Source organism: Haloarcula amylolytica JCM 13557, assembly GCF_000336615.1.
GTDB classification, from domain to species: domain Archaea; phylum Halobacteriota; class Halobacteria; order Halobacteriales; family Haloarculaceae; genus Haloarcula; species Haloarcula amylolytica.
This window is the reverse complement of sequence record NZ_AOLW01000047.1, coordinates 127,093-148,616: the sequence shown is the minus strand read 5'-3', so window position 1 is coordinate 148,616 and position 21,524 is coordinate 127,093. Positions and strand designations below refer to the sequence as shown.

The 21,524-nt window shown below is 63.6% G+C and carries 27 protein-coding genes; 13 read left to right on the top strand and 14 right to left on the bottom strand.

Features of this window, described 5'->3' with window-relative positions; genetic code table 11:
* The first annotated feature begins 154 nt into the window (after positions 1 to 154).
* The gene (gene aspS / locus C442_RS17280) at positions 155 to 1,459 is read left to right on the top strand and encodes an aspartate--tRNA(Asn) ligase (protein ID WP_008312727.1); all 1,305 of its coding nucleotides are present in this window, start codon (positions 155 to 157) and stop codon (positions 1,457 to 1,459) included.
* A gap of 329 nt (positions 1,460 to 1,788) precedes the next feature.
* Here aspS and C442_RS17275 read toward each other — a convergent pair whose 3' ends face one another.
* From C442_RS17275 to C442_RS17245, 7 genes are all read right to left on the bottom strand, one after another.
* The gene (locus tag C442_RS17275) at positions 1,789 to 1,971 is read right to left on the bottom strand and encodes a hypothetical protein (RefSeq protein WP_008312725.1); all 183 of its coding nucleotides are present in this window, start codon (positions 1,969 to 1,971) and stop codon (positions 1,789 to 1,791) included.
* Positions 1,972 to 2,182: 211 nt separating this feature from the next.
* Entirely contained in the window at positions 2,183 to 3,013 is an 831-nt protein-coding gene (gene hop, locus C442_RS17270; RefSeq protein ID WP_008312723.1) for a halorhodopsin, read from the bottom strand.
* A 143-nt stretch (positions 3,014 to 3,156) separates the two neighbouring features.
* Complete coding sequence (locus C442_RS17265; RefSeq protein WP_008312720.1) at positions 3,157 to 3,918, bottom strand: aldo/keto reductase; 762 nt, start codon at positions 3,916 to 3,918, stop codon at positions 3,157 to 3,159.
* Between the two features lie 80 nt (positions 3,919 to 3,998).
* On the bottom strand, positions 3,999 to 4,358 hold the full coding sequence (locus C442_RS17260; protein ID WP_008312718.1) for a DUF7344 domain-containing protein: 360 nt from the start codon (positions 4,356 to 4,358) through the stop codon (positions 3,999 to 4,001).
* A 156-nt stretch (positions 4,359 to 4,514) separates the two neighbouring features.
* On the bottom strand, positions 4,515 to 7,283 hold the full coding sequence (locus C442_RS17255; RefSeq protein WP_008312717.1) for a PAS domain S-box protein: 2,769 nt from the start codon (positions 7,281 to 7,283) through the stop codon (positions 4,515 to 4,517).
* A gap of 235 nt (positions 7,284 to 7,518) precedes the next feature.
* Entirely contained in the window at positions 7,519 to 8,124 is a 606-nt protein-coding gene (locus tag C442_RS17250; protein WP_008312715.1) for a hypothetical protein, read from the bottom strand.
* 17 nt (positions 8,125 to 8,141) lie between these two features.
* A complete protein-coding gene (locus tag C442_RS17245) occupies positions 8,142 to 8,783 on the bottom strand; it encodes a hypothetical protein (protein ID WP_008312713.1) in 642 nt (213 codons plus the stop codon).
* 75 nt (positions 8,784 to 8,858) lie between these two features.
* Here C442_RS17245 and C442_RS17240 point away from each other — a divergent pair, with 75 nt between their 5' ends.
* Positions 8,859 to 9,461 (top strand): metal-dependent hydrolase, encoded by a 603-nt coding sequence (locus tag C442_RS17240; RefSeq protein WP_008312711.1) that lies wholly within the window; start codon positions 8,859 to 8,861, stop codon positions 9,459 to 9,461.
* Between the two features lie 22 nt (positions 9,462 to 9,483).
* Here C442_RS17240 and C442_RS17235 read toward each other — a convergent pair whose 3' ends face one another.
* From C442_RS17235 to C442_RS17225, 3 genes are all read right to left on the bottom strand, one after another.
* The gene (locus C442_RS17235; protein ID WP_008312710.1) at positions 9,484 to 9,735 is read right to left on the bottom strand and encodes a KEOPS complex subunit Pcc1; all 252 of its coding nucleotides are present in this window, start codon (positions 9,733 to 9,735) and stop codon (positions 9,484 to 9,486) included.
* 107 nt (positions 9,736 to 9,842) lie between these two features.
* Positions 9,843 to 9,977: a DNA-directed RNA polymerase subunit P gene (locus C442_RS17230; protein ID WP_004517024.1), complete on the bottom strand. Its 135-nt coding sequence runs from the start codon at positions 9,975 to 9,977 to the stop codon at positions 9,843 to 9,845.
* Positions 9,978 to 10,003: 26 nt separating this feature from the next.
* Positions 10,004 to 10,312: a 50S ribosomal protein L37ae gene (locus C442_RS17225; protein WP_004591489.1), complete on the bottom strand. Its 309-nt coding sequence runs from the start codon at positions 10,310 to 10,312 to the stop codon at positions 10,004 to 10,006.
* A gap of 75 nt (positions 10,313 to 10,387) precedes the next feature.
* On the opposite strand from C442_RS17225, the gene C442_RS17220 reads away from it, so the two are divergent.
* Together C442_RS17220 and C442_RS17215 are read left to right on the top strand one after the other, a co-directional pair.
* Positions 10,388 to 10,612: a hypothetical protein gene (locus C442_RS17220; RefSeq protein WP_008312705.1), complete on the top strand. Its 225-nt coding sequence runs from the start codon at positions 10,388 to 10,390 to the stop codon at positions 10,610 to 10,612.
* Between the two features lie 35 nt (positions 10,613 to 10,647).
* Positions 10,648 to 11,292: a hypothetical protein gene (locus tag C442_RS17215; RefSeq protein WP_008312703.1), complete on the top strand. Its 645-nt coding sequence runs from the start codon at positions 10,648 to 10,650 to the stop codon at positions 11,290 to 11,292.
* 17 nt (positions 11,293 to 11,309) lie between these two features.
* Here the strand turns inward: C442_RS17215 and C442_RS17210 are convergent, their stop codons facing one another.
* Entirely contained in the window at positions 11,310 to 12,038 is a 729-nt protein-coding gene (locus C442_RS17210; RefSeq protein WP_008312700.1) for a DUF2103 domain-containing protein, read from the bottom strand.
* A gap of 60 nt (positions 12,039 to 12,098) precedes the next feature.
* Positions 12,099 to 12,935, bottom strand: a complete 837-nt coding sequence (locus C442_RS17205) for a pantoate kinase (protein ID WP_008312698.1) — start codon at positions 12,933 to 12,935, stop codon at positions 12,099 to 12,101.
* A gap of 158 nt (positions 12,936 to 13,093) precedes the next feature.
* Here C442_RS17205 and C442_RS17200 point away from each other — a divergent pair, with 158 nt between their 5' ends.
* The 4 genes from C442_RS17200 to C442_RS17185 all read left to right on the top strand — a co-directional run bounded on the left by C442_RS17200 (position 13,094) and on the right by C442_RS17185 (position 14,670).
* Positions 13,094 to 13,396, top strand: coding sequence for a UPF0175 family protein (locus C442_RS17200; protein ID WP_004517029.1), 303 nt, complete (start codon positions 13,094 to 13,096; stop codon positions 13,394 to 13,396).
* Entirely contained in the window at positions 13,393 to 13,902 is a 510-nt protein-coding gene (locus C442_RS17195; RefSeq protein WP_008312695.1) for a hypothetical protein, read from the top strand. Before C442_RS17200 ends, C442_RS17195 begins: the two co-directional genes overlap by 4 nt.
* 137 nt (positions 13,903 to 14,039) lie before the next feature.
* Positions 14,040 to 14,429 (top strand): prefoldin subunit beta, encoded by a 390-nt coding sequence (locus C442_RS17190; RefSeq protein WP_004591484.1) that lies wholly within the window; start codon positions 14,040 to 14,042, stop codon positions 14,427 to 14,429.
* 4 nt (positions 14,430 to 14,433) lie between these two features.
* Entirely contained in the window at positions 14,434 to 14,670 is a 237-nt protein-coding gene (locus C442_RS17185; protein WP_005537965.1) for a hypothetical protein, read from the top strand.
* A 34-nt stretch (positions 14,671 to 14,704) separates the two neighbouring features.
* Here the strand turns inward: C442_RS17185 and C442_RS17180 are convergent, their stop codons facing one another.
* Both C442_RS17180 and C442_RS17175 read right to left on the bottom strand, forming a co-directional pair.
* Positions 14,705 to 15,040, bottom strand: a complete 336-nt coding sequence (locus tag C442_RS17180) for a hypothetical protein (protein ID WP_008312693.1) — start codon at positions 15,038 to 15,040, stop codon at positions 14,705 to 14,707.
* 79 nt (positions 15,041 to 15,119) lie between these two features.
* The gene (locus C442_RS17175) at positions 15,120 to 15,665 is read right to left on the bottom strand and encodes a hypothetical protein (protein WP_008312692.1); all 546 of its coding nucleotides are present in this window, start codon (positions 15,663 to 15,665) and stop codon (positions 15,120 to 15,122) included.
* 317 nt (positions 15,666 to 15,982) lie between these two features.
* Here C442_RS17175 and C442_RS17170 point away from each other — a divergent pair, with 317 nt between their 5' ends.
* From C442_RS17170 to C442_RS17150, 5 genes are all read left to right on the top strand, one after another.
* The gene (locus tag C442_RS17170) at positions 15,983 to 16,444 is read left to right on the top strand and encodes a bifunctional nuclease family protein (protein ID WP_008312691.1); all 462 of its coding nucleotides are present in this window, start codon (positions 15,983 to 15,985) and stop codon (positions 16,442 to 16,444) included.
* Between the two features lie 42 nt (positions 16,445 to 16,486).
* Positions 16,487 to 17,161 (top strand): HAD family hydrolase, encoded by a 675-nt coding sequence (locus C442_RS17165; protein WP_008312690.1) that lies wholly within the window; start codon positions 16,487 to 16,489, stop codon positions 17,159 to 17,161.
* Positions 17,162 to 17,251: 90 nt separating this feature from the next.
* Positions 17,252 to 19,705 (top strand): bacterio-opsin activator domain-containing protein, encoded by a 2,454-nt coding sequence (locus C442_RS17160; protein ID WP_008312689.1) that lies wholly within the window; start codon positions 17,252 to 17,254, stop codon positions 19,703 to 19,705.
* A gap of 99 nt (positions 19,706 to 19,804) precedes the next feature.
* Complete coding sequence (locus tag C442_RS17155; protein ID WP_008312688.1) at positions 19,805 to 20,104, top strand: HalOD1 output domain-containing protein; 300 nt, start codon at positions 19,805 to 19,807, stop codon at positions 20,102 to 20,104.
* Between the two features lie 429 nt (positions 20,105 to 20,533).
* Positions 20,534 to 21,502 carry a terpene synthase family protein gene (locus tag C442_RS17150; protein ID WP_008312687.1) on the top strand — a complete coding sequence of 323 codons (969 nt, stop codon included), beginning with the start codon at positions 20,534 to 20,536 and terminating at the stop codon, positions 21,500 to 21,502.
* Positions 21,503 to 21,524: the final 22 nt, after the last annotated feature.

The following is a 21,524-nucleotide window of genomic DNA, read 5'->3' as shown; positions in this document are numbered from 1 at the left end:
TCAACGGCTACTCTGTTTACACGGCACCGAGCTATCGCTTCTGCCGGGCCTGCGCATCAATGGCGTCTTGTCCCGAGACCACCGCGTCCGAGAGGGACCTGCGCCCTCGCCTCGAAAGACTGTTCTTAAGTTAGGCCCACAAGAACCAACGTCCATGGAAAACCGAACCTACACGACGGACGCAGCGCCGGGTGACACGGTCACCGTCGCCGGCTGGGTCCACGAGATCCGAGACCTCGGTGGAATCGCCTTCCTTATCCTTCGGGACACCACCGGAAAGATTCAGGTCAAGTTCGAGAAAGACGAGATGGACGACGACCTCGTGGAGACGGGGCTGAACGTCCAGCGCGAGTCGGTCATCTCGGTCACCGGCGACGTCGAGGAGGAGCCGCGCGCCCCGACCGGCGTCGAAGTCACGCCGGAGTCCGTCGACGTGATTTCGGAAGCCGACCCCGAACTCCCGCTCGACCCCTCGGGCAAGGTCGACGCCGAACTGCCGACCCGCCTCGACAACCGCACGCTCGACCTCCGCAAGGACGAGGTTAAGGCCATCTTCGAGATCCGCGCAGAGGTCCTCCGGTCGGTCCGCGAGGCGTTCCGCGACCTCAACTGCACGGAGATCAACACGCCGAAGATCGTCGCTACGGGGACCGAAGGCGGGACCGAGCTGTTCCCGATCACCTACTTCGGGCAGGAAGCGTTCATGAACCAGAGCCCGCAGCTGTTCAAGCAGCTGATGGTCGGCTCCGGCCTCGAACGCGTCTTCGAGATCGGCCCGATCTTCCGCGCCGAGGAGCACAACACGCCGCGGCACCTCAACGAAGCGACCTCAATCGACTTCGAGTCGGCGTTCTACGACCACACCGAAGCGATGGACGCCTGCGAACACGTCGTCCAATCCGCCTACGAGGGCGTCGCCGAGAACTGTCAGGACGAACTGGAAGCGCTCGGCCTCGAAGACGAGTTCGCGGCCCCCGAGGGCGACTTCCCGCGACTCACCTACGAGGACGCCCTGGACCGCATCAACGCCACCGGCGAACTCGACGAGCCGCTGGTGTGGGGCGACGACCTCTCGACCGAGGCTGAGCACGTCCTCGGGCAGGAAGTCGGCGAGCACTACTTCATCACCGACTGGCCCAGCGAGATCAAGCCGTTCTACATCAAGGACCACGACGACGACGAGGAGGTCTCGACCGGCTTCGACATGATGCACCCGTCGATGGAACTGGTCTCTGGCGGCCAGCGTGAGCACCGCTTCGACCACCTCGTCGAAGGGTTCGAACAGCAGGGCCTGGACCCGGAAGCCTTCGAGTACTACACCAAGATGTTCAAGTACGGCATGCCGCCCCACGCCGGCTGGGGCCTCGGCGGCGAGCGCCTCATCATGACGATGCTCGGGTTAGAGAACATCCGAGAAGCGGTTCTGTTCCCGCGAGATCGGCAGCGTCTGAGCCCGTAGGAAGCGAGGTTCTGACCGCGGGGAAGAACCTCGGAATCGCGAGCAGAGCGGGACCGAAGGTCCCGCAGGCAGTCGGGCGGTACCACCGCCCGACGACGGGGAGGAACGACCCGTGAGCGGCGAAGACCTGAGAGCCAGCGGGACGAACGCAGTGAGTCCAGCAGGACCGACAGCGAATCTCTCCATAGGGACCTCGAAACAGCGAGCGCGAGCGTAGCGATACGCGAGCGCACTGCCTCGCAGCGGTTCGAGTTCGGCATGTCTTGAGGGACAGCCGCAGGGCTACACACTGTATCCGACACGAGGACGGGAGTACGACCCGTCCCCGACTATGCGTTCGACGCCGCCTGTTTCAGAATCTGTGGCGTGACCACAACTTCGAGCGCAGCGATACCGAGTGCGACGTACCGTATCGTTCCCTCAAGGAAGAGGAACGCGACAGCCGCAACTACCGCGGCGCTGACCAGTGGGATACCGTAGCGAACGACCGGGTTTTCGAAAGGGGAGGGCATACAGACTAGTCAATCGAACGCTGTCTCATATTCGTTTCTGACTTCGGTGGATTGTGAGCGACTCAGGTGCCGGCGAGTGCCAATTGCGACAGCTACAGCCGGCGATTGGGTGACCACCACGAAGGGTACTGAGTGGGCGCGGTTGGGAAGAACAGCGGCCGGGAGATGTATAGAACGGGCAAAATAAAGAGGAGCGTTCGCGACGCGTATCTCAGTCGTCTGCGGGCGCAGCGCCGCCGGAGCCGATACTCGCCCCGGACCCCGAGACGGTGCCTTCGTTGGCGGCGACCCAACGCAGGAGCAGGAACGCGAAGACGTACTTCGCGAGGATGTCGAGACCGGAGTAGCCCCACGAGGTGACGCCGACGCCCAGGAGGGCCACCCCTTCGGAACCCAGCGCCCAGAGAATCGGATAGCCGAGCCAGAGGACCACGGTCAGGAGCTTGAGCGTTCCGAATATCTCGCTCGTCCCGGCAGCTTCTGCGTCGGCCGGCCACTGGACGAGCAGGACGTACAGCACCGCGACGAAGAACGCACAGCTGATGCCGTAGAATACCCACCGCAGCAGGTGCGAGGAAGTAATTAGTGCGGCGGCGAGGCCGGTCACACACATCCCGATGTCCATCGTGATGGCGGTGAACAGCGACGCGATATCGGTGTCGGCCAACAGGCCCAGCGCCAGGAGAATCATCGGCGTCGAGAGCGTCCACGTCAGGTAGCGGCCCCACGGTGACAGGACTTCCTGCCCGGCGAGAGCGTGGCCCGGCGGCATCTGCAGGAAGCCGACCGTCAGGCCCGAGGCCAGACCGGCGTAGCTGGAAATCGAGACCAGCGGAACCAGCATCGTCGCAACCCAGATGAGTTTTGCACGGGGCGACTCGATGTCCCGACCCATCGCGACGAACAGGAGGATGACCACGCCCGCCAGCGCGATGTTCACCCAGAGCGATGAGTTCAGGAGGAAATTCGACTGTATCTCCTGGAGCACGTCTGACTGTGTCGCCTGGAGTACTGTCGTTGCAGTGGTACTGGCAGCTGTCATACATCCAATATAGGAAAGGACCACTTAAGACCGTATGGCCAAACGGTATCGGTATTCGGTTTATATTCAGACTTCGGAAAGCGACGCTCACCCCGTGAGAATGATATGAAAAACGGCCAACAGCTAACCGCTCCGGGCAAGCATCACTCCGGGAACAGCTCTTCTTCACGCTCGATGGCCTCGATGCGCGCAATTTCGGCGTCGGTCAGTTCCAGGTCGGCAGCGGCGAGGTTGGCCTCGAGATGGGGTCGGGAAGACGCCTTCGGGATTGTGACGACGTTCTCGTAGCTGGTCACCCACGCGATGCTGACGGCGGCCGGCGACGTGTCGTGCTGGTCGGCGATGTCGACGACGGTCGGGTCCTCGAACACGCGACCGCCGGCCAGCGGTGCGTACGCGACCAGCGGGTAGCCGTGTTTCTGGGCGTCAGCGAGCAGCGATTCGCGCCAGAATAGCGGATGGAACTCGACTTGGTGTGCAGCAATTCCGTCGAGGTGCTCGCGCGCGACAGTCAACTGGTCCGGCTCGAAGTTCGAGAGCCCGACGTGCTCGGTCAGTCCCGCCTCGCGCACGGCCTCGACGGCAGGCAGCGTCGTTTCGGGGTCGTAGTCGCCACGCGGGCGGTGGACGTACAGGAGGTCGACGGCGTCGAGACCGAGTCGGTCGAGGCTGGCTTCCGTGCTTGGACGGACAGCGGTCGCCTCAAGGGCGTCGATCCAGAGTTTCGTCGCGACAGTCAGGTCAGCCCGATCGGTGTCGGCGGCGGTGATGCCTGCACCCACAGTACTTTCGTTGTCGTAGATCTGAGCGGTGTCGAGGTGGCGGTAGCCACAGTCGATGGCCGTCCGAACGACGGACTCGTCCTCGATACCCATCGTGCCGAGTCCGACCGGTGGGAGATCCATGCTCCGGCGTTCGGACCCCTATTAAAAAGGAGTAGTGGCTCCGACAGGCCACATCCCCCCAGATGCGGCCCGCCGGTCGATTAGAAGTCGGTCCGCTGCGTGACAGCTTCCGCGTGGTCAGCCCACTTTTCTACGGTCGGGGACCCCCAGTACTTCACTGCGCCGCTTCGCTCGTCGTAGTCGATGAGCCCGATCCGGTGGAGGACTGGCAGGTGCTCCTCTTCGAGCTGTGTTCGGATCGTCGAGGGTGACGTATCTGTTGCATCGACCGTGCTCGTCTCTCCATGCTCCGATATTGCCGAGGCTAGCGCCGTGACGTCAGCGGCCGTCTGGTCACCGCTCGCGAAGTAGTGACAGACGGCCCGGCGCCGCCAATCAGCCAAAACCTCGAACACGTCGTCTACATCCGCCGTAGACAGCGTTCTGTCCGACGGCGTCATCCCACACCACTGGTCACTCTGAGACCCTCCATTCCTTTGGTTACTCATTTACGCGCATTAAATTAATAGCCTCCAATATTATTAACTCTGTACCTAGGCGGCTAGGTACCCGTCGAACGCGCTGGCTGTAATTGCCAACAGCGTCACCGTCGCGTATCACTGCATATCGAACACAGCGTCGATGAGATTCCGCTGCGCTCGCCGGAGATGCTGATGGAGCGTCGGTGACGCGATACCGAGCCTCTCTGCCAGTTGCTCGGCGTTCGTATCCCGGGGCCAGGCGTAGTAGCCCGTCAGGAAGGCCGTGCGGAGGACTTCCTTCTGGCGGTCAGTCAGGTGGTTGCGTGGGTCCGTTTCGACGTCAAGTATGTCGTCTGTCCGGTCGCACTCCTGCTTTGCCGTCAGCGTGCTCTCAGGCACCCGGTCGGAGACTGCGTCCCGTATCGCCCGGGAGTCGGCATCCGGCGAGGCCTCGACAGTAATGGAGAGCGCCCCATCGTCGGCAACCACCGTCCGACAGCGAGCACCGACATCGAGAAGCAGCGATTGGACGGTTTCTGTAACCTGCAGCTCGATGATACCATTGGCATCGTCTGCACGGACGACCCGCGAGCCGAGAATCTCCGCATGAGAACAGAGGTGCGCAGAGACTGCATCGGGCGGCCCGTGGTCGACGGAGACATAGAGGAGGTGCGTCGGCTCGGTATCGACAGATTCGACGACCTCGATTCGGCACCCGTACGCATTCGCCGCCGAGACAAGGGGTATGTCGGGGCATTCCGATTCGAATGTCAGTTCGAGCGTGGTATCGTCAGACAGGAGTTGCCTGTTCTGGACCGCGGCGAGCGTGTACCCGACCATTTTACCGAGGACAGCGAAACTGTCAGCTATTCGGCCGCCGAACGCCGCTGGCTGGTCGGCGTACACGCAGAGAACGCCGTGGACAGTGTTTCCCTGAACCAGTGGAATCGCTGCGGCGGACTTGAACCCCTCCTCGCGAGCAGCGGCCCCACACTGCTTGAATTCGGCCGGGTCGCCGCAGTCTTGTATCGTCTGGACCGCACCTGTCACGAGGGCTGTTTCACACAGCACTTGGTCGTTCCCGTCACTAACGATGAGTTCGTCGAGAACGTCACTATTGTCGCCGGCTACCGTTTTCGGCACGAGTCTATCGTCCGCGCCGGCTCGCTCACCGATCCACGCTAGCTCACAGAGGTCCGATTCGACAATGCGCTCACACACTGTCTCTGCAGTCTCGTGGCGAGTCGCGGCACCACCCAAAGCGTGAATGAGGTCCTGTATGAGCATGTTGACCCCGTTGAGTGTCGCCAGTTCGTCGCGCTGTCGTTCGATCGCATCCTGACGTTTCCGCTCTTCGGTGATGTCCTGATGGATCCCGACGGCCCTGATCGCCTCGCCGTCGTCGTTCCACTCGAACACCTTGCCAATGTCCCGGATCCATCGCCACTCCCCGTCTTTCGTCCGCATCCGGAACTCGCTCTGATACAGATCGGTCTCCCCGGACTTCAGTTCCGCGAGCGCCTGTTCCACTCGGTCGAGGTCGTCTGGATGGGCGAGGTCGGCCCACGTCTCGTAGTGTGGCTCCAGTTCGTCCGTGGTGTAGCCGAGCATCCCGGTCCAGCGCTCGTCGAAGGTGACATCGTTGGTTTTGGGGTTCCAGTCCCAGACGCCGAGTTCCGCGCCTTCGAGCGCGAGATTCAATCGCTCAGTCATCTCCTGATACTCCCGCTCGCGGTTACAGCGCTCCGTGATGTCCCGAGCGACGCCGATCAACCCGCTGTAGTTGCCGGCTTCGTCGTGAATCAGCGTATAGTTGATCGACACCTCCCGTTCGGTACCGTCTTTCCGACAGAACGTCAGATCGGCAGTCGTGCTCTCTTGCCCAGGCGTTTCGAGCAGCGTTTCCACAGTCGCCTGCCCCTTCGAGAGTTCACCGGAGGCCAGCACTGTCGAGGCGTGTTCGCCACACAGTTCGTCCGGCTCGTACCCGAGGTTCGCCGCGAACGACTCGTTACAGAAGTCGATGACACCACGTTCGTCGAGCGTGTAGAGGCCGTCCTGTGCCTGCTCGACGAGGAGATCCAGCAGCGCCATGCGGGCATCACGTCGTGCAGTCTCGGTGATGTCTCGCAGCAGGACGAGCGTGAGTCCCCCAGCGGCGTCCGGTAGCTCGTGCCCGTGTCGAAGGAGGTACTGGTCGCGGTCGCTACCCGGAACCCGGACCGCAACCGGTTCGGTCGGGGTGTCCCGGAGTCGCTGTAGCTGTCGACGGCCGCCAGGCGTGTCGGGAAGCGCTGTGGCCATGGCGTCGTAAAAGCCCTCGACCCGGCGGGTATCGTCGAGGCGGTCAACGAACGTCGACACCGAGTCGCTCGACCAGTGTACCGTCCCGTCATCCGCCAGCAGGACAGCGATTTCGTTCGCTTCAGCGCGCGATTCGATTCCGGACAGCGCATCTCGGAGCGCGGATTCGGTCCGATCGGCCGACGCCGACACGACGCTGACGATCTTCTCCGCCAGAAACGTCGGCTGTCCGTCCCCCTGTTTCCTGACGACCGTCTCTGCATCGTCGAAGACAGTCGCAGCGCTGTCCGGTGCAGTGGCGTCGGTGTAGAGGACGACCGGGTAGCGGTCGTTCGACACCAGTGGGGCCGGGATATCGCCCAGTCCAGTCGGGTCGAGGACGAGACAGGTGACCGCTGTCGACGCGGCAGCCTCCAACGCGGCATCCGTCGTTGCCACGCTCGTCACCGTCATCTCGGCGCTGTGATCCGCCAGAACCTCGTGTATCTGCTCTCGTGCCGTCGCGTCGGAATCGAGATACACGACTTCGATGTCTCGACTGGCAGCGCCGGTCCGTCTCGCTCCCGCAAACGCGACGTCGTCGAGGCCATTCCCAATCATCGCCCTGGTATGCTGTTCAACCACTTTACTGAGGCATAATAACTGTTCGGCGGCCACAGCAGCTCCAGACAACGAGCCGACACGTTTGCCGACACAGTGGCTACCCCATCGGGGATAACACGGTTCCTGTCGTAGCCCATCGGACAGAAAACGCTCGGACCGATGACGCACTGTGTTCAGTCACCACAGTCCCGCCAGCTATCATCCCGGCAACGGGTCCAGTGACACATCCGAGTCAGTCGACAACGGACAGCCGCTCTCGGAGGGTTTCTGCGACATCGGTGAGGTGGGCCTGTCCGAACGCCGCGACCAGGAGCGCCCCGAGCGAATTGAACATCGTGTCCCGGACCGTGTCGTCGAGGCCGTGTTGCGCCAGCGGCATCGTGACACCCGTTTCGGTGGCGATGATATCGAGCGCGAACTCGAACAGTTCCCAGATCACGCCGAAGGACAGCACGACGACGAAGATGTACACGAAGAAGACGCGCTTGGGGATGTGAATCGAATCGTTGTGGAGGTCGATGGTCCGGGCCGTCGTGTACCCGAACGCGGCGATGAGCGAAGCCGACATCGCGTGGGTGAGGTGGTCCCACCAACCGATCTGTCCGTAGAGCCCGGCCGACCCGAGGGTGTGCAGGAACACCGCGGTCGTGATCCAGAGGGCGAGCCACGGGTCCAGGGCCAGATTGTAGTTTCGCCGCATCACCGCGGGGAGAAACGTGACGAGCAGGCCGATACCGCCGTTCGTGATCGGCTTCGGTTGGCCGGCGACGATGCCGTAGCCGACCAGCCCGAGCAAGACGAGTTGCATCGCGCGGGTGATCCGCCGCTGGTTCCGCATCGACGGTCGGGGCAGCCTCATCGCCGCACCATCCGTCGGAGACCACGCCAGAGGCGGCGGTCCCGCCGTCTGAAGTAGCCATCGAACAACACACCCGCGGCGAGTCCGGCGAGGGTGACGTACAGCCACTCGGTCATCAGCGCCTCGTTGGTCGTGAGATACGACGTCCCGAGAAACCGGTCGGCGTTCCACCGGAACACCGTCCAGGCCGCCACGGCGGCGAGTGTCGTCAAGACGACGAGACAGACGGCGAACCAGTGTGTGACTTCCAGCTCGGTGAACATATGCAGTTCCACGATGACGAGTAGCGACAGCGCTGCCAGCGAGACATACGTGGCAAAGGTTCCGACCGTCCCCCCGACGAGGCCGCGGACCAAGATCGGCAGGCAGGCGAGAAAGAGCAGTTCCCAGGGCAGCATGACGCGCCACTCGCGGAACGCCACCGGCGGCACGAGGACGACGAAGCCGACGACACCGACGAGCAGTATCCACTGGTAGTCGATATCGAGGACGCTTTCGACGAACACAGCCGTGAGAATCGCGACGAGCATCCACGCGATGATCGCGTTTGTTCGCCCATCACGAAAGAGCTTCTCGAACGTGTCATCGAGGTCGATAGCCCCGAGACTGCTGTCGGGACGGCCGGCACCATCGCTCATTGCAGTGGACTGGGGTACGACGGAGAATAAACCCAGCGACGTGTTTATACCGGCTACGGCCCCTTGTACAGGTATATGATGCTGCCGACGCACGCGATAGCGGGGCTCGCAATCGCGACACCGCTGCTCGTCCTTGCGCCAGACCACGCCGCAGTAGCGCTCGCTGGCGGCCTCGTCGGTGGCGTTCTGCCCGACCTCGACCTCTACTCGGGTCATCGGCGTACCCTCCATTATCCAAGCGGGTACACGCTCGCGGCGCTCCCGACCGCCGGGTTCGCCGCTATCCTCCAGACACCGCTGCTCGTCGCGCTCACGTTCGTACTGCTGGGCGCTGCCCTCCACTGCCGGATGGACCGGTACGGCGGCGGCCTCGAACTCCGCCCGTGGGAAGGCACGTCCGAACGCGCCGTGTACGACCACGTCCGCGGGCGATGGCGGTCGCCGAAGCGATGGATACAGTACGACGGTGCACCGTCGGATGTGGGGCTGATGGTACTCGTGGGTTCGCCGCTGTTCGTCGTTCTAGACGGGCCGTTCCGGTGGGTCGTCGCCGCGGCCCTCGTCACCGGTGCGACGTACAGCCTCCTCCGGCGTCGACTGGCAACCCTGGCCCCGGTCGTGTTCGGCAACGTTCCCGAGTCGATTGCGACCTATGTTCCGGACCGATACCGGCAGTAACGCTCGACTGACGCCGCTTTCGTCACTTCCGTCCCGCCAGAGCGTCCTCGGCAACGCCACGCAGCGTCAGCCACGTATTGATGCCGGCCCGCAATGCGACGAGGTCGGCCGCCTCGACAGTGAGTTCGACCCGCTGTCCGTCCCGACTGAGGCGCGCCGTCGTCCGGTCGCCCTCGATGTCGTCGATTTCGGGACGGATGCTCCGCTCGATAGCGCGAGCCCGGTCGGCGCTGTCGTACTCGGCGGTGAGGTGGGTCTGGTGTTGTGCAGTCATACTGTTCGAAATGGGAGCGTCGTCGTATCAGTCGCGGGACTGTCCCAGAAAAGCCGTTTGCAACGTGGCGCAGTCGGCCGTCGACCGTCAACGGCGTACCGACAGCCTCAGTTGACGTTGATCTCTTTGACGTCGGGTGACCGCTCCTTCAGCAGGACGCGGTGTCCGCAGTACGGGCAGCGAACGCCGCCGTACTCGTCCAGCGTCACGTCGCGCTTACAGCGTGAACACTTGTAGCTCATAGTTGAGAGATAGGAACGGGGGTCCTTTACTCCTCGTCTTCGGACAGTGCGGCCCGAATGGAGCGTCGGACGGTCTTGCCGCCAGGCGTCTCCGGCTTGTAGCTGCCGCCGGTGAACTTGTAGTCACAGTAGCTGCACTGCCAGATGCCCGTCCCCTGGCGGTCGACTCGGTCTTCGCCGCAGTTCGGACAGGCGTGGTCCTCGTTCATCTCCGATTCGATCTCCGCGACGCGGCGTCGGGACACGCGACCGTAGCGAGCGCCGAAACGGCCCGAGCTGCCGGTCTTTCCGCTCTTGCTAGCCATAGTGGTCTGTTGTCCGCCGAGCGGCCACATAAGGCCTTCGAGATGCGGCCCGGTCGACCGACGGCCACAGGGATTAACAGGCCCGGCCGGCAACGACCGACTGACATGGACGAGCTACTCGACGTCGTCGACCTCGTCGCGGACTCCGGGTTCGAGGGTATCGTCACATGGCTCGTGCGAATCGTCGGTCTCGTCGCGCTGCTGGGCGGGCTCGGGCTGTGGCTGTTCACCGAGATGGGACTGCTCGTCGTGCCGGCAGTGCTGATACTCGCCGGTATGGTCCTGCTCGTCGCGCCCAGCATTCTCCTGCTGACCGCGGAGCTAGCCTAGAGAACTCAAGAGGGAGGCGGGCAAACCGTCGGTCGATGGCAGCGTTCGACGGGCTCCGAAGTCGCCTCCAGCGGGTCGCACCGGCCACGAGCGGGCGGCTTACGGCCTCGGAGTTCTTGCTCTCGGGCGCAGCAGCCGGACTGCTCGGCTGGGGCGGCACCCAGGCGCTCACCTGGCTCGACCACGCCAACGGCCAGCTGCTCGCAACGGTGCTGTGGGTCGTCTTGATCGGCGGCTTCGTCGGCCTGACGGTCCTGCACGCACCGGACTCGGTCCGCTTCTCCGACGCGATGCTCGCCTGGGGAACGGTCAACACCACTGCGATGGCGCTGACGGTCGGCGGCCTCCTCAGTGTCGTCCCCGAACAACTGGCATTCTGGCACGCGTGGGTCGGCGCGACGGCCATCGGCTACTGCTGGACCGGCGGCGTCCTCGAAGGAGCCGGTCAGCCCGTGCGCGGCCGCGGCTACCTCGGAGCGGGCGTCGTCGGCCTCTGTCTGCTGACTATCGGGGCCGTCGCGTTTCCGCTGGTCGCCCCGACCGGCTATCTGGCGCTCGCTGCGCTCCATGCAGGTCCGATGATACTCGACGTGCGGACGGCGTTACCGGCTGTTCACCGGACTGGTGTCGTTGGTGCCGCGGTAGCCGCTGTGCTCGTTGTCGGCGTTGTCGTGGCGTGAATAGAGTACCACAAGCACTACTCTTGCAGTTCAGCTTCTCGCAGCGCCTCGTTCAGGTCGGCCCGGACGTGCTCGCCGAGCTCGCGGTCGCCGGCCGTCGTGACGACGCGGTTCTCCTGCACGCTGGAGCCGTCGCGGATGAGCACCCGGACGTTGCCGTTAGCATCGGCGCGGGTCGCCTTCGCTCGGACGCCCGTCGGTGAGCTCGCGCCGCCGGCGTCGATAGGGCCGGGGATGACCTTCTTGACGTGGGGGTGGCCGGCGACGGTCTGGATGACTCGCTGGCCCGACCGGCCGCCGATGAGCGTCGAGTGGCTCCCGCCGAGTTTCTCCGAGGGCGCGGCGTCGACCACTTCCAGCGCGGGCTCGCCCTGGCGGTCGATGACCCGCTGAACCGGATCGTCGCCCTCGACGCGGAAGAACTCGTAGTGCAGTTGCGGGCGGACGGCGGCGATGACGTCACGGTCGCCCGTGACGTACACCTCCTCCGGTCGTTTCCGTCGCACCTCGTCCGCGACGAGGCCGGCGAAGTTGCGGAGCTCGACGACGACCGTTTCGTCGCTCCCCTCGCCCTCCGGCGTCGTCGTCACCGTTCGCTGGCCCACAATCGACCCGTCCAGCAGCGATGTCACCGTCGCCCGCTCGCGGTCGAGTTCGAGGACGACGGCGTCGGTGTTGGCAGTGTGACAGACCAGGCAGTAGTCGCCCGGTCGGTCGAGCGGCGTGGCACACTGCCGACAGTCCATAGCTGTGGCTACGGCTGCGCGCTGATAAGGAAGCCGGTTCGGTGGTTTTGCGACGTGTGGTCAGCCCTCGTCTTCGATGGTCGCACCGGGCGGATAGATAGCGGCGACGGTCGCATCGTAGCCCGCGTCGGTGAGGCCGGTCCCCAGCGCGAACACCGTCTCTCCGAGCATCGCCATCGCGGCGTCCCCGCCGGCTTCGGCCACGTCGTCGATGACGCTTTTCACCGCCGGCGTCAGCAGCTCCGCTTCACGGGAGAACTGCCGGGAGGCCTGGATAAACGTCGACAGTTTCGGCTCCTTGACGACGGTAGAGAGCGCGCGCTCGCCGGCAGCTGTCAGGATGTCCGTGTCACCGCCGACGACATCCGCCGTCGATAGCTCCCCGAGCGTGACGTACTCGACGCGGCTGCGGGCCGGAATGGCATCGAGGTAGTTGAACTGCGGCCCGCCGGGTTCGAGCCGGAGCGGGACGCCGCCGCGGGCCTGCGCGACAACGTCGCCGAGCCCGGAGCCGGCCTGGACCTCCGCACCGTGGGCGATTGTCACCAGTTCGTTGTACGAGAGCCCGTGGCCGAAGACGGCATTGGCCGCCAGTGCGGTGCCAAGCGCCAGCGCGCCGGAGACGCCGAAGCCCGAGCCGAGCGGGAGCGGTGTTTCGGCGGTGACAGTCGCCGTGGTTCGCAGCGCGTCCAGCACTCGCTCGACGGCTTCCACCTCGATTTCCTCGCCGTTCAACGTTATTTCGGTTTCAGCTCCGCGGCTGACGGTAACAGAAACGCCGTCAGACAGGGCCAGCCCGCCGCCGCGAGAGCCGGTCTCGATGGGGTCATCGCCCCGGTCGACCGTAAAAAAGCCCGTGATGTGACCGGGAACGAACGCGTGTGCTTCGTCGCTCATTGCCTCCCCGTGGGACCCGGTGGCGTTAAGGATTGGTGGTCGCCCGCTCCGTCCTCACAGGCTGGTGGGCGTTCTCTCCGCCCAGAGTTTCAGGAGACCGACAGGCGGTTCTCCGACCCGTAGTTTGATGTATGTTTACACGAGATGACTGTGAAAACATGCCGACAATCAGCGCGCGGCTCCCGAGTGAAGAGAAAGACGAACTGGACGACGTCGCCGAGTTGCTCTCCGAGGACCGGTCGACCACGATTCGGAAGGCCCTGCGGGAGGGACTGGAGACGCTCCGGCTCCGCGTCGCCGTCGAGCAGTACCAGTCCGGCGACGTGTCGGCGGCCGAAGCCGCACAGCTTGCGGACCTCTCCATCGCCGAGTGGCTCGACGTGGCCCGCGAGCGAAACCTGACGACGCAGCTCGAGCTGTCCGATCTGGAGCTCGACGCCGACACGGCCGCGGAGCTATGACCCGCATCTACGTCGGGCCGACGTCGCTGTACTCGCTGGGGCAGGTGGGGGAGCTGTCGCTGCTGGACGCGTTCGACGGCGACATCGTCATTCCGGAGCCCGTCATCGACGAGGTCCAGGTCGAACCGACCGCGACGAACCTGACCGAGTACCGCGAGAACGGCATCGACACCGGCGTCGACGAGGCCCACGTCGACCAGGCCGAGTCCCTGCTGGGCGAGAAAGACCTCGGTGCCGCTGTGACGGTACTCGCCGGCGTGTTGGCCCACCGCGACAGCGACGACCGCTCCGCCGTGGCCGTCGTCTCCGAAGATCGCACGGTCCGCCGGATGGCGCAGGGCTTGGGGGCAGAAGTGACGAGCAGTTTCGGCGTCGTGGTCCGGGCCGCTATCGAGGACAAGTACCTCAAACCGACCCAGGCGAAGCGGATCGTCAGACGGATCGACCAACACGGGATGCACCTGACCGGAGAGTTGCGGGAGCGGGCAGTCGGAGAAGTCGCCTGAGTTCACTGCCGCGAATAGTGGGTTCGTGTGTTTTAACGCCGGGTTTTCGACAGAACGACTGTGCTCTCAGCCCCTTGCCGTCCCGCTGCTGGACTTGAAAGCGTGGGTTTAACAGTGCGGCCCCCAACTCTGGAGGTATGCAGGGTAATCTTCCGCCTGAAGCACAGGAGAAGCTCGAGGAACTGCAGGACCTTCAGCAGACAGCACAGCAGGTCGCCGCACAGAAACAGCAGGCCGAGACAGAGCTCCAGGAGTCCCAGACGGCTCTGGACGAGCTCGACGACATCGACGAGGACTCGACCATGTACCGCGAGGTCGGCGAACTCCTCGTGAAGACTGAGTTCGACGAGGCGCAGGACGACCTCGAAGAGAAGGTCAACAGCCTCGAAGTCCGCGTCGAGACGCTCGAAAAGCAGGAAGAGCGCGTGCAGGAGCAGTTCGAAGAGCTCCAGAGCGAGCTCCAGCAGATGCTCGGCGGCGCAGGTGGCGCGGGTCCGGCCGGCGGCCCCGGCGCTGGCGGCGCATAAGGCGATGCCGACAGACGATGAGGTCGTCGAGACAGCCTCGACCGCAGCCGAAGACGTTGTCTTCTCGCGATACGATGTCAGCGCGGTCGAGGACCTCGACGTGACTGTCACCTTCGAAGACGGCGTCTTAGATGTCGACGTGTACGTCAACGCGCCCGACAGTCGGCAGGACGAGGCACAGGTCGCGGACGACGCTGCCCTTGCCGCTCGGGCCGCCGTCGACGACCTGTTCGAAGAATAGGGACCCGCAACGGAGCGGGCAGTCACTCGGTGTTCTACCGACGCCGCGACCCGTCAGTCGTGGCTGGGTCCCCGGTCCGGTCGCTCGCGAACCCGGTTCGGAACGCAATCCAGCCGAGCACTGAGACGAACAGTATCGGCGGGAGAATCATGAACCCCCATAGCGGGTCTAAGCCCCAGCCGAGTAGCAGGGCCAGGTCGAACAGCCCGATAGCGAGAAACGGCGAGACGAACAGGAGGGCTCGCTTCCGGTTCACCCCATCTGACGGTTCCGACGCCGACGAGTCCTCGTCACCCGCAAGGAGGTCTGCAGTCGTACGGTCACGGGGTCCGTCGTCGGCGTGGACGCTGGACTCGGCGGTGTCATCCATACCTCTTACTCGGAGTTCAGCAAGCAAAAAAACCGCGCTTGGTCGATCGTCGATGGAAGAGCCGTCAGGTCAGAGGGGATTACGCGTCGCTGTCGTCGCTTTCGTTCTCAGTGGACTGTTCGTCGTCCGCGTCCGTCTCGTCGGTGTCCTCGTCTGCATCCGCGTCGTCAGTGGACTCCTCGCCAGCATCGTCCGCATCAGCGTCCTCGGACGCGGATTCGGTTTCGTTCTCGGCCCCGTCGCTCTCGTCACCGGGGGTCAGGTCGCTGATCTGTGCGCCCAGGTCGCCCGCGAGTTCGCCGGCCTGCTTCTGCCCGATGAGCGTGTGAATCTCGCTGACGAAGTCAGGGACCTGTCCGGGGAGGTCCGACGGCGGGCCGCGCTGATCGCCTGCCTGGCCGGCGTCAGCGGGCGGGCCGCGGCGGTCAGCTGCCTCGGCAGCGCCGCCCGATTCGTTCTCGTCTGCGGTCGTTGTTTCGTTCGCTGCCTGCTCGGCGGCGTTGTCCGCCTGTGCGTTGTCCGCGTGGTCATCGGCCTGTGCGCCTGCTGCGCCGGGGAGTGCCGCCGCCGAGCCCGTGATGACGAGCACGGCAAGCAGGCCGCCGGCAATCGTAGTGAGTTTCATTGTGATCGTTGCCTCCGCTCGTCTCTCTGTCCCAGTGGCATATGAAGGGGGCAAGCCGAAAAGGCGAATTAAGTCGAATTTATCCGAATTGGATGCTCTATCTCCCGTTTTAATTCGGTTTAATCCCGATTCAGGGTGGAATCGACGCCCCACAGCGTCGAGTCTGGTCTGCTGGGCGGGATGGCTGGCGTGCGCGTCGCGCAGTCGGTTAGATCGACGAGGACGGAGCCGGAGTCGGCCAGATGATAGCGGACAGGATAGACCCCTGAAACCGCCGCCGGGGTAGCTTTTCATACCCGCAAACCCAACACTGGTTCATGGAACACGATGCCACGGTCGAAGGGGTCGGCGTCGGCGTCAGCGAAGAAGGGAGTGGCACGCCGGTCGTCCTGCTCCGTGCGCGCGAAGAGATTGTCCCCATCTTCGTCAGCAAGGACCAGGCCCAGTCGATGCAACTGGCGATGGCCGGCGAGCCCTTCGAGCGCCCGCTCACCCACGATCTGCTGGTCGAGATGGTGACGGAGTTCGGGGGCGCCATCGACCGGGTCCGTATCGACGATCTGGCCGACGGGACTTTTTACGGGAAAATTGACGCCGAGCAGTACACCGACGACCGGCGCAAGGACATGGTGTTCGACGCCCGCCCCTCTGATGCCGTCGCGATTGCCCTCCGGGTGGATTGTCCGGTCGTCGTAACGGACGATGTTATCGACGAGGCCGGGCGACCGCCGGAACAGTTCGACCAAGGCGGGAGCGGCAGCGAGGACCTCGGGCTGTGAGAACGCGAAACATTTCTGCGTCTGCCGCCCTTGATACCGTTGATGGGGTACGAATCGGTCATTTTCGACAACGACGGCGTGTTGCTGACGCTGACTGACATGGACGCACACTACGTCGGCGCGCGCCGGGCCTTCGAGGAACTCGGCGTGCTGTCGCCGTCGACAGCCCACGTCGAGGCCATGAGCATCGGCGTGACGGTGCCCGAACTCACCGACATCTGTACCCAGTACGATATCGACCCCGAGCGGTTCTTCCAGGCTCGTGACGAGGCACTGACTACAGTGCAGCGGGCGCTTATCCGGGCCGGCGAGAAACAGCCCTACGGCGACGTGTCCATGCTCGACCGACTGGACTGTCCGCTGGGCGTGGTCTCGTCGAATCAACGGGACACCGTGGCGTTCGCGTTCGAGCATTTCGATATCGGTCACTACTTCGACACCGTCTGGGCGCGCGAGCCGACAGTCGAGAGCCTCCGCCGGAAGAAACCCCGGCCGTACTACATCGAGCGGGCGATGGCGGACCTCGGTGTCAGTGACGCCCTGTTCGTCGGGGACAACGAATCCGACATCGAGGCGGCACACCGGGCCGGAATCGACTCGGCGTTCATCCGTCGTCCGCATCGGACCGACACCCGACTCGACGTGACGCCGGACCACGACGTGTCCGGCCTCGAAGACGTGGTTCGGATCGCTGGCCGACACAGCGGGAGCGACTGAATCGTATCCGGACCTAACAGATGCATAGTCAGCATATTCTGGTACGTATACTGAAAGCAACCTTTCCCATGGCAAGTGCCGTGAAACGGTATGGAGAAGCCGGTCGGTGGAACGGACGAGAACGAACAAGCGGCACGCGACACACCGGCACAGCAGTCTCCCCCTGTGCTGTTGGAGACTCTCGCCGCGCGAATGCCCGAGCCAGTGGTCGTCACCGCCGCGGACGGGGAGATACGGACCGGGAACGATCACCTCTGTGACCTCCTCGACTCCGACCCGTCGGACGTGTTCGGGCGTCCGATAGCCGAGTTCTTCCCGGATCTGCGTGACGTTGACCTCGGAACCCACTGCAGTCCGTCGCCAGGAACACCGCTGACGTCGTCGTGTTCCGCCAGCGACACGGAACGGTGGGTCGAAATCGCCTTCGAACCCCAGCAGTGGGACGGCGAGGAACTGTACCTGGGTATCGTCCACGACATCACCGAGCGCCACGAGCGGACGGAGATGCTCGAACAGTACGAGCGCATCGTCGAGACCATCGAGGACGGCATCTACACGCTCGACGAGGGGTTCACGATGCAGACGGTCAACAGCGCCGTCGAGTCGATGACCGGCTACGACAAGGACACGTTGGTCGGGTCGAACGCGACGCTACTGGCGGACGAATCCGTTATCGAGGAGGCCGCGGAGATGTCCCGGCAGTTCATCGAGGGCGAGCGCGACGTCGGGACGCTGACGACGGACCTCAGAACCGCTGACGGGGACACGCTCCCGATAGAGACCAAGTTCACGACGTACGACCGCGAAGACGGAAGCTATCGGCAGGTCGGCGTCGTTCGGGACATCTCGGACCGGAAGCGGTTCGAGGAGACGCTCGCGGCGCTGCACGAGTCGACCAGAAAACTGCTGCACACGGAAACCAAGACAGCCGTGGCCGAACAGATACTCGACACGGCCGTCGACGTGCTGGAACTCCCCGACGTGGAGATCTATCTGTTCGACCGAAGCGACAACACCCTTCGCAGTGTCGGCGGCGCCGAAGCGGACCGAAGCGCGTCGGTCGGGCCGGGGCAGAGCACAGTGTGGGACGTGTTCGTGCAGGACAGCGCCGTCGAGGTCGCCCCCGGCGAACGCATCGATCTCGGTGCGGGACCGGTCACGGCGGACGCGAAGCGGCTCTGCCTCCCGCTCGAAGACCACGGCGTGTTCTACATCGAACTGGGCGAGCAACACAGCGACGCCAGGACCCGAGAGATGGTGGATCTGCTCGCCGCCAGCGCGGAAGCCGCGCTCGCGCGCGTCGACCGCGAGACGACGCTCCGCGAACGCGAGGCCGAGCGCCGCGAACAGAACCGCGAGCTGCGACGGCTCAAGCAGGTCAACGCGATCATCCGACGGATCGATCAGGTGCTCGTCGAAGCGGAGACCACCGAGGAGATCGAGCAGGCAGTGTGTGACCAGTTGGCCGAATCCCAGTGGTTCTCTTTCGCCTGGATCGGCCGACAGGACGCGACGGAACTCGTCCCCAGAGCGTGGGCGGGCGACACCGCCAGCTATCTGGACGCCATCTCGCTGTCGCTGGAGCGCGAGGGCGGGCCGCCGGCCGTCCAGACTGCACAGTCCGAAGCGATGACTATCGTCCCGTCGGTGGCTGACAACCTCCGGGGCGACCACTGGCGGACGGAGGCGCTCTCTCGCGAGTTCCAATCGGCGCTCAGCATCCCGCTCGAATACGACGACTTCGTCTACGGTGTCCTGACGGTGTACGCCGAGCAAGAAGACGGGTTCGACGAGATGCTGCAGGAGGTGTTTGCCGAACTCGGTGAGACCATCGCGAACGCGATACGGGAGGTCGAGTCCCGGCAGCGCCGGGCCGGTGACGGCACCGTCGAACTCGAACTCTCACTGTCAGCCCCGCAGTCGTTCCTGACCCACCTCTCGGATCGAGTCGGTGTCCCGGTCATCTGTGAGGGGGCCGTCCAGCGGAGCGACGGCGCGATCCGTCTCTTCCTCGCTATCTCGGACTGCGACCCGGCTGTCGTCGAGGAGGAGATGCTGTCGATGGCTCGTGTCGACACCGCACGAGCGATTTCGACCGACCAACTGGACGGGCTCTATGAGGTTGTCGTGACCGGCCAGACTGTCGCGGAGACGCTACTGGAGCAGGGCGGGCGGTTGAAAACGATCCGAACGTCGACGGGCGGACTCACGGTGACGGTTGTCGTCTCGGGCGAAACTGATGTCCGCCAGTTCGTCGAACAACTCGGCGAGCGCTACGCGGACGTCAAACTGATCGCGCGCCGTGACGGCACACAGTCCAATGGCCAGCGAGACAGTACAGTCCGGTCGGCGCTGGAGGAGCAACTCACCGACAGACAGCTCGAAGTACTCCAGACGGCGTATCTGAGTGGCTTCTTCGACTGGCCTCGAGAGACGACCGGCCAGGAAATCGCGGTCAGCCTGGACGTGTCACAGCCGACGGTCAACCGCCATCTCCGCGTCAGCGAGCGAAAACTGCTCGAACTCGTGTTCGGCGATAGCTGAGACCGTCGCTATAGTAGTAGTGACCAGTCCGGCGGGCTGTATCTGTATAGCCACAATCACCTTTTCAATCACTCATCAAGGGACAAACAGCGACAAACTATGTCCCAGGCAAAACTGGTCTACAGACCGACACCCAACGAACCGCTGAGCGAAACCATCGTCCACGCCGTGGCCGACACGCTGGGTATCGACCCCGTCGACCTCGATGACCGAATCAGTGACTGTATCGACCCTGATGCGCTGGACCGACTGTTCCGTCCCGATACGGACGGCACCACGAGCCCTGACGGGCTGGTCGTGTTCAGTATGGCTGGCTGTCGTATCGAAGTCGAAGGAAACCGTTCGGTGCTGGTGACACCGTCCCGCGACGTCTCGGCGGCAACTGGGCTCGAAGCGTAACTCGGCTCCGTGTGCGACTGTTCTGCTGGCGCTGTGTACCCTTACCCGTGACTCCCGTCAAGAGGTGCATTATTGTCGCCTTATTTCCTCACTCATTTGAATATCATTGAGACAGTTCAGTAAGCAGATATTTCCTTTGTAGTAGCAATTGAAAAACTGGTACGTAACTTAGAGTAAAATTGTTTAAGTATACTGTTAATAGCACATTACCAGCACCCTACAGGTCAGTACCACTATAAGCGCAACTTCGCCTCTCGAATGTATGGACCTCGGACACCAACTGATTGAAACCGGCTCGCGGTCGGGCAAAAGCATCGAGGCAGTGACCGACCAATCTGAAGAAGTAGAAACACCCAAAAGTCGGTTAATCGAACATTATTCAACTGGCTGTGCCGAGATGCAGGGTGCAAGCGTTGGGGGGCAGTCACAATGAGCGTTGAGTCACCCTCGGTCGATACGCAGGACCTTCTCGAAGAGGTTCGGACGACCAGCCTCCCCGACCGGGTTGCAGAACTGGCAGACGAGTACGAGCGGGTCTGTGGCGAGCGTGACCGGTTCCTCTGGCAGTGGATCTACTCGCTGTTCCCCGAGTTCACGCTCTCCTCCGTCCACCCGGACCACGCAGACCACGTCCGGACGCAGAAGACGGTACTCACGATGTACGTCACGATTCTGGACGACATCGTCGAGAACGACGGGGACCGAGACACCTTCGAAGAGGCCCGACGACTCGTGCAGGACCCGTCGTCCGTTGACCCGAGCCGTGCGGCGGTAAGCGAGGAATATTTCTCCTTTATCGAGCGTGTGTGGCGCGAGTTCGAGGGTGGACTAGCTGACGCGCCCCGGGTCGACGAGTTCTACGACGTGTTCACCTACGATATGCGACAGACGCTGAACGCGATGGATTACAGCGCCGTCGTCAACGAGAACCCACGGATTGCGAACCTCAGCGGGGCCGAAACATACGGGGCACATAACATGGTAATGTTCCCCTACGCGGCCGTTGACCTCATGTATTCGCCGGAATTCGAACTCGCCGATTACGGCACGGTCCGGGACCTGATCTGGGACCTGCAAGAAATGGCCCGCATCGGCAACTGGCTCACGACCTGGGAACGAGAAGTCAGGGAGGGAGACTACACCGCGGGAATCGTCGTGCTGGCCCTTCAAGAAGGGTTCGTCACTCCCGAAGAACTGGAAAACCCTGACGGAAAGGCCGAACTCATCGACAAAATCAAAGCCGAACAGTTCGAGGCCCGGTTCCGGGACCGGTGGGCCGACATCTACCAGTCCGTCCGTGACCGCGAGTTCGACACGGACAGCGTCGACCTCGACGCACTGGTGCAGGGCATGGAGACAGTGTTCCAGTACCACGAAGCCAGCCGCGGATATAAGTAACAAAACGACATGTGGTGGTCCG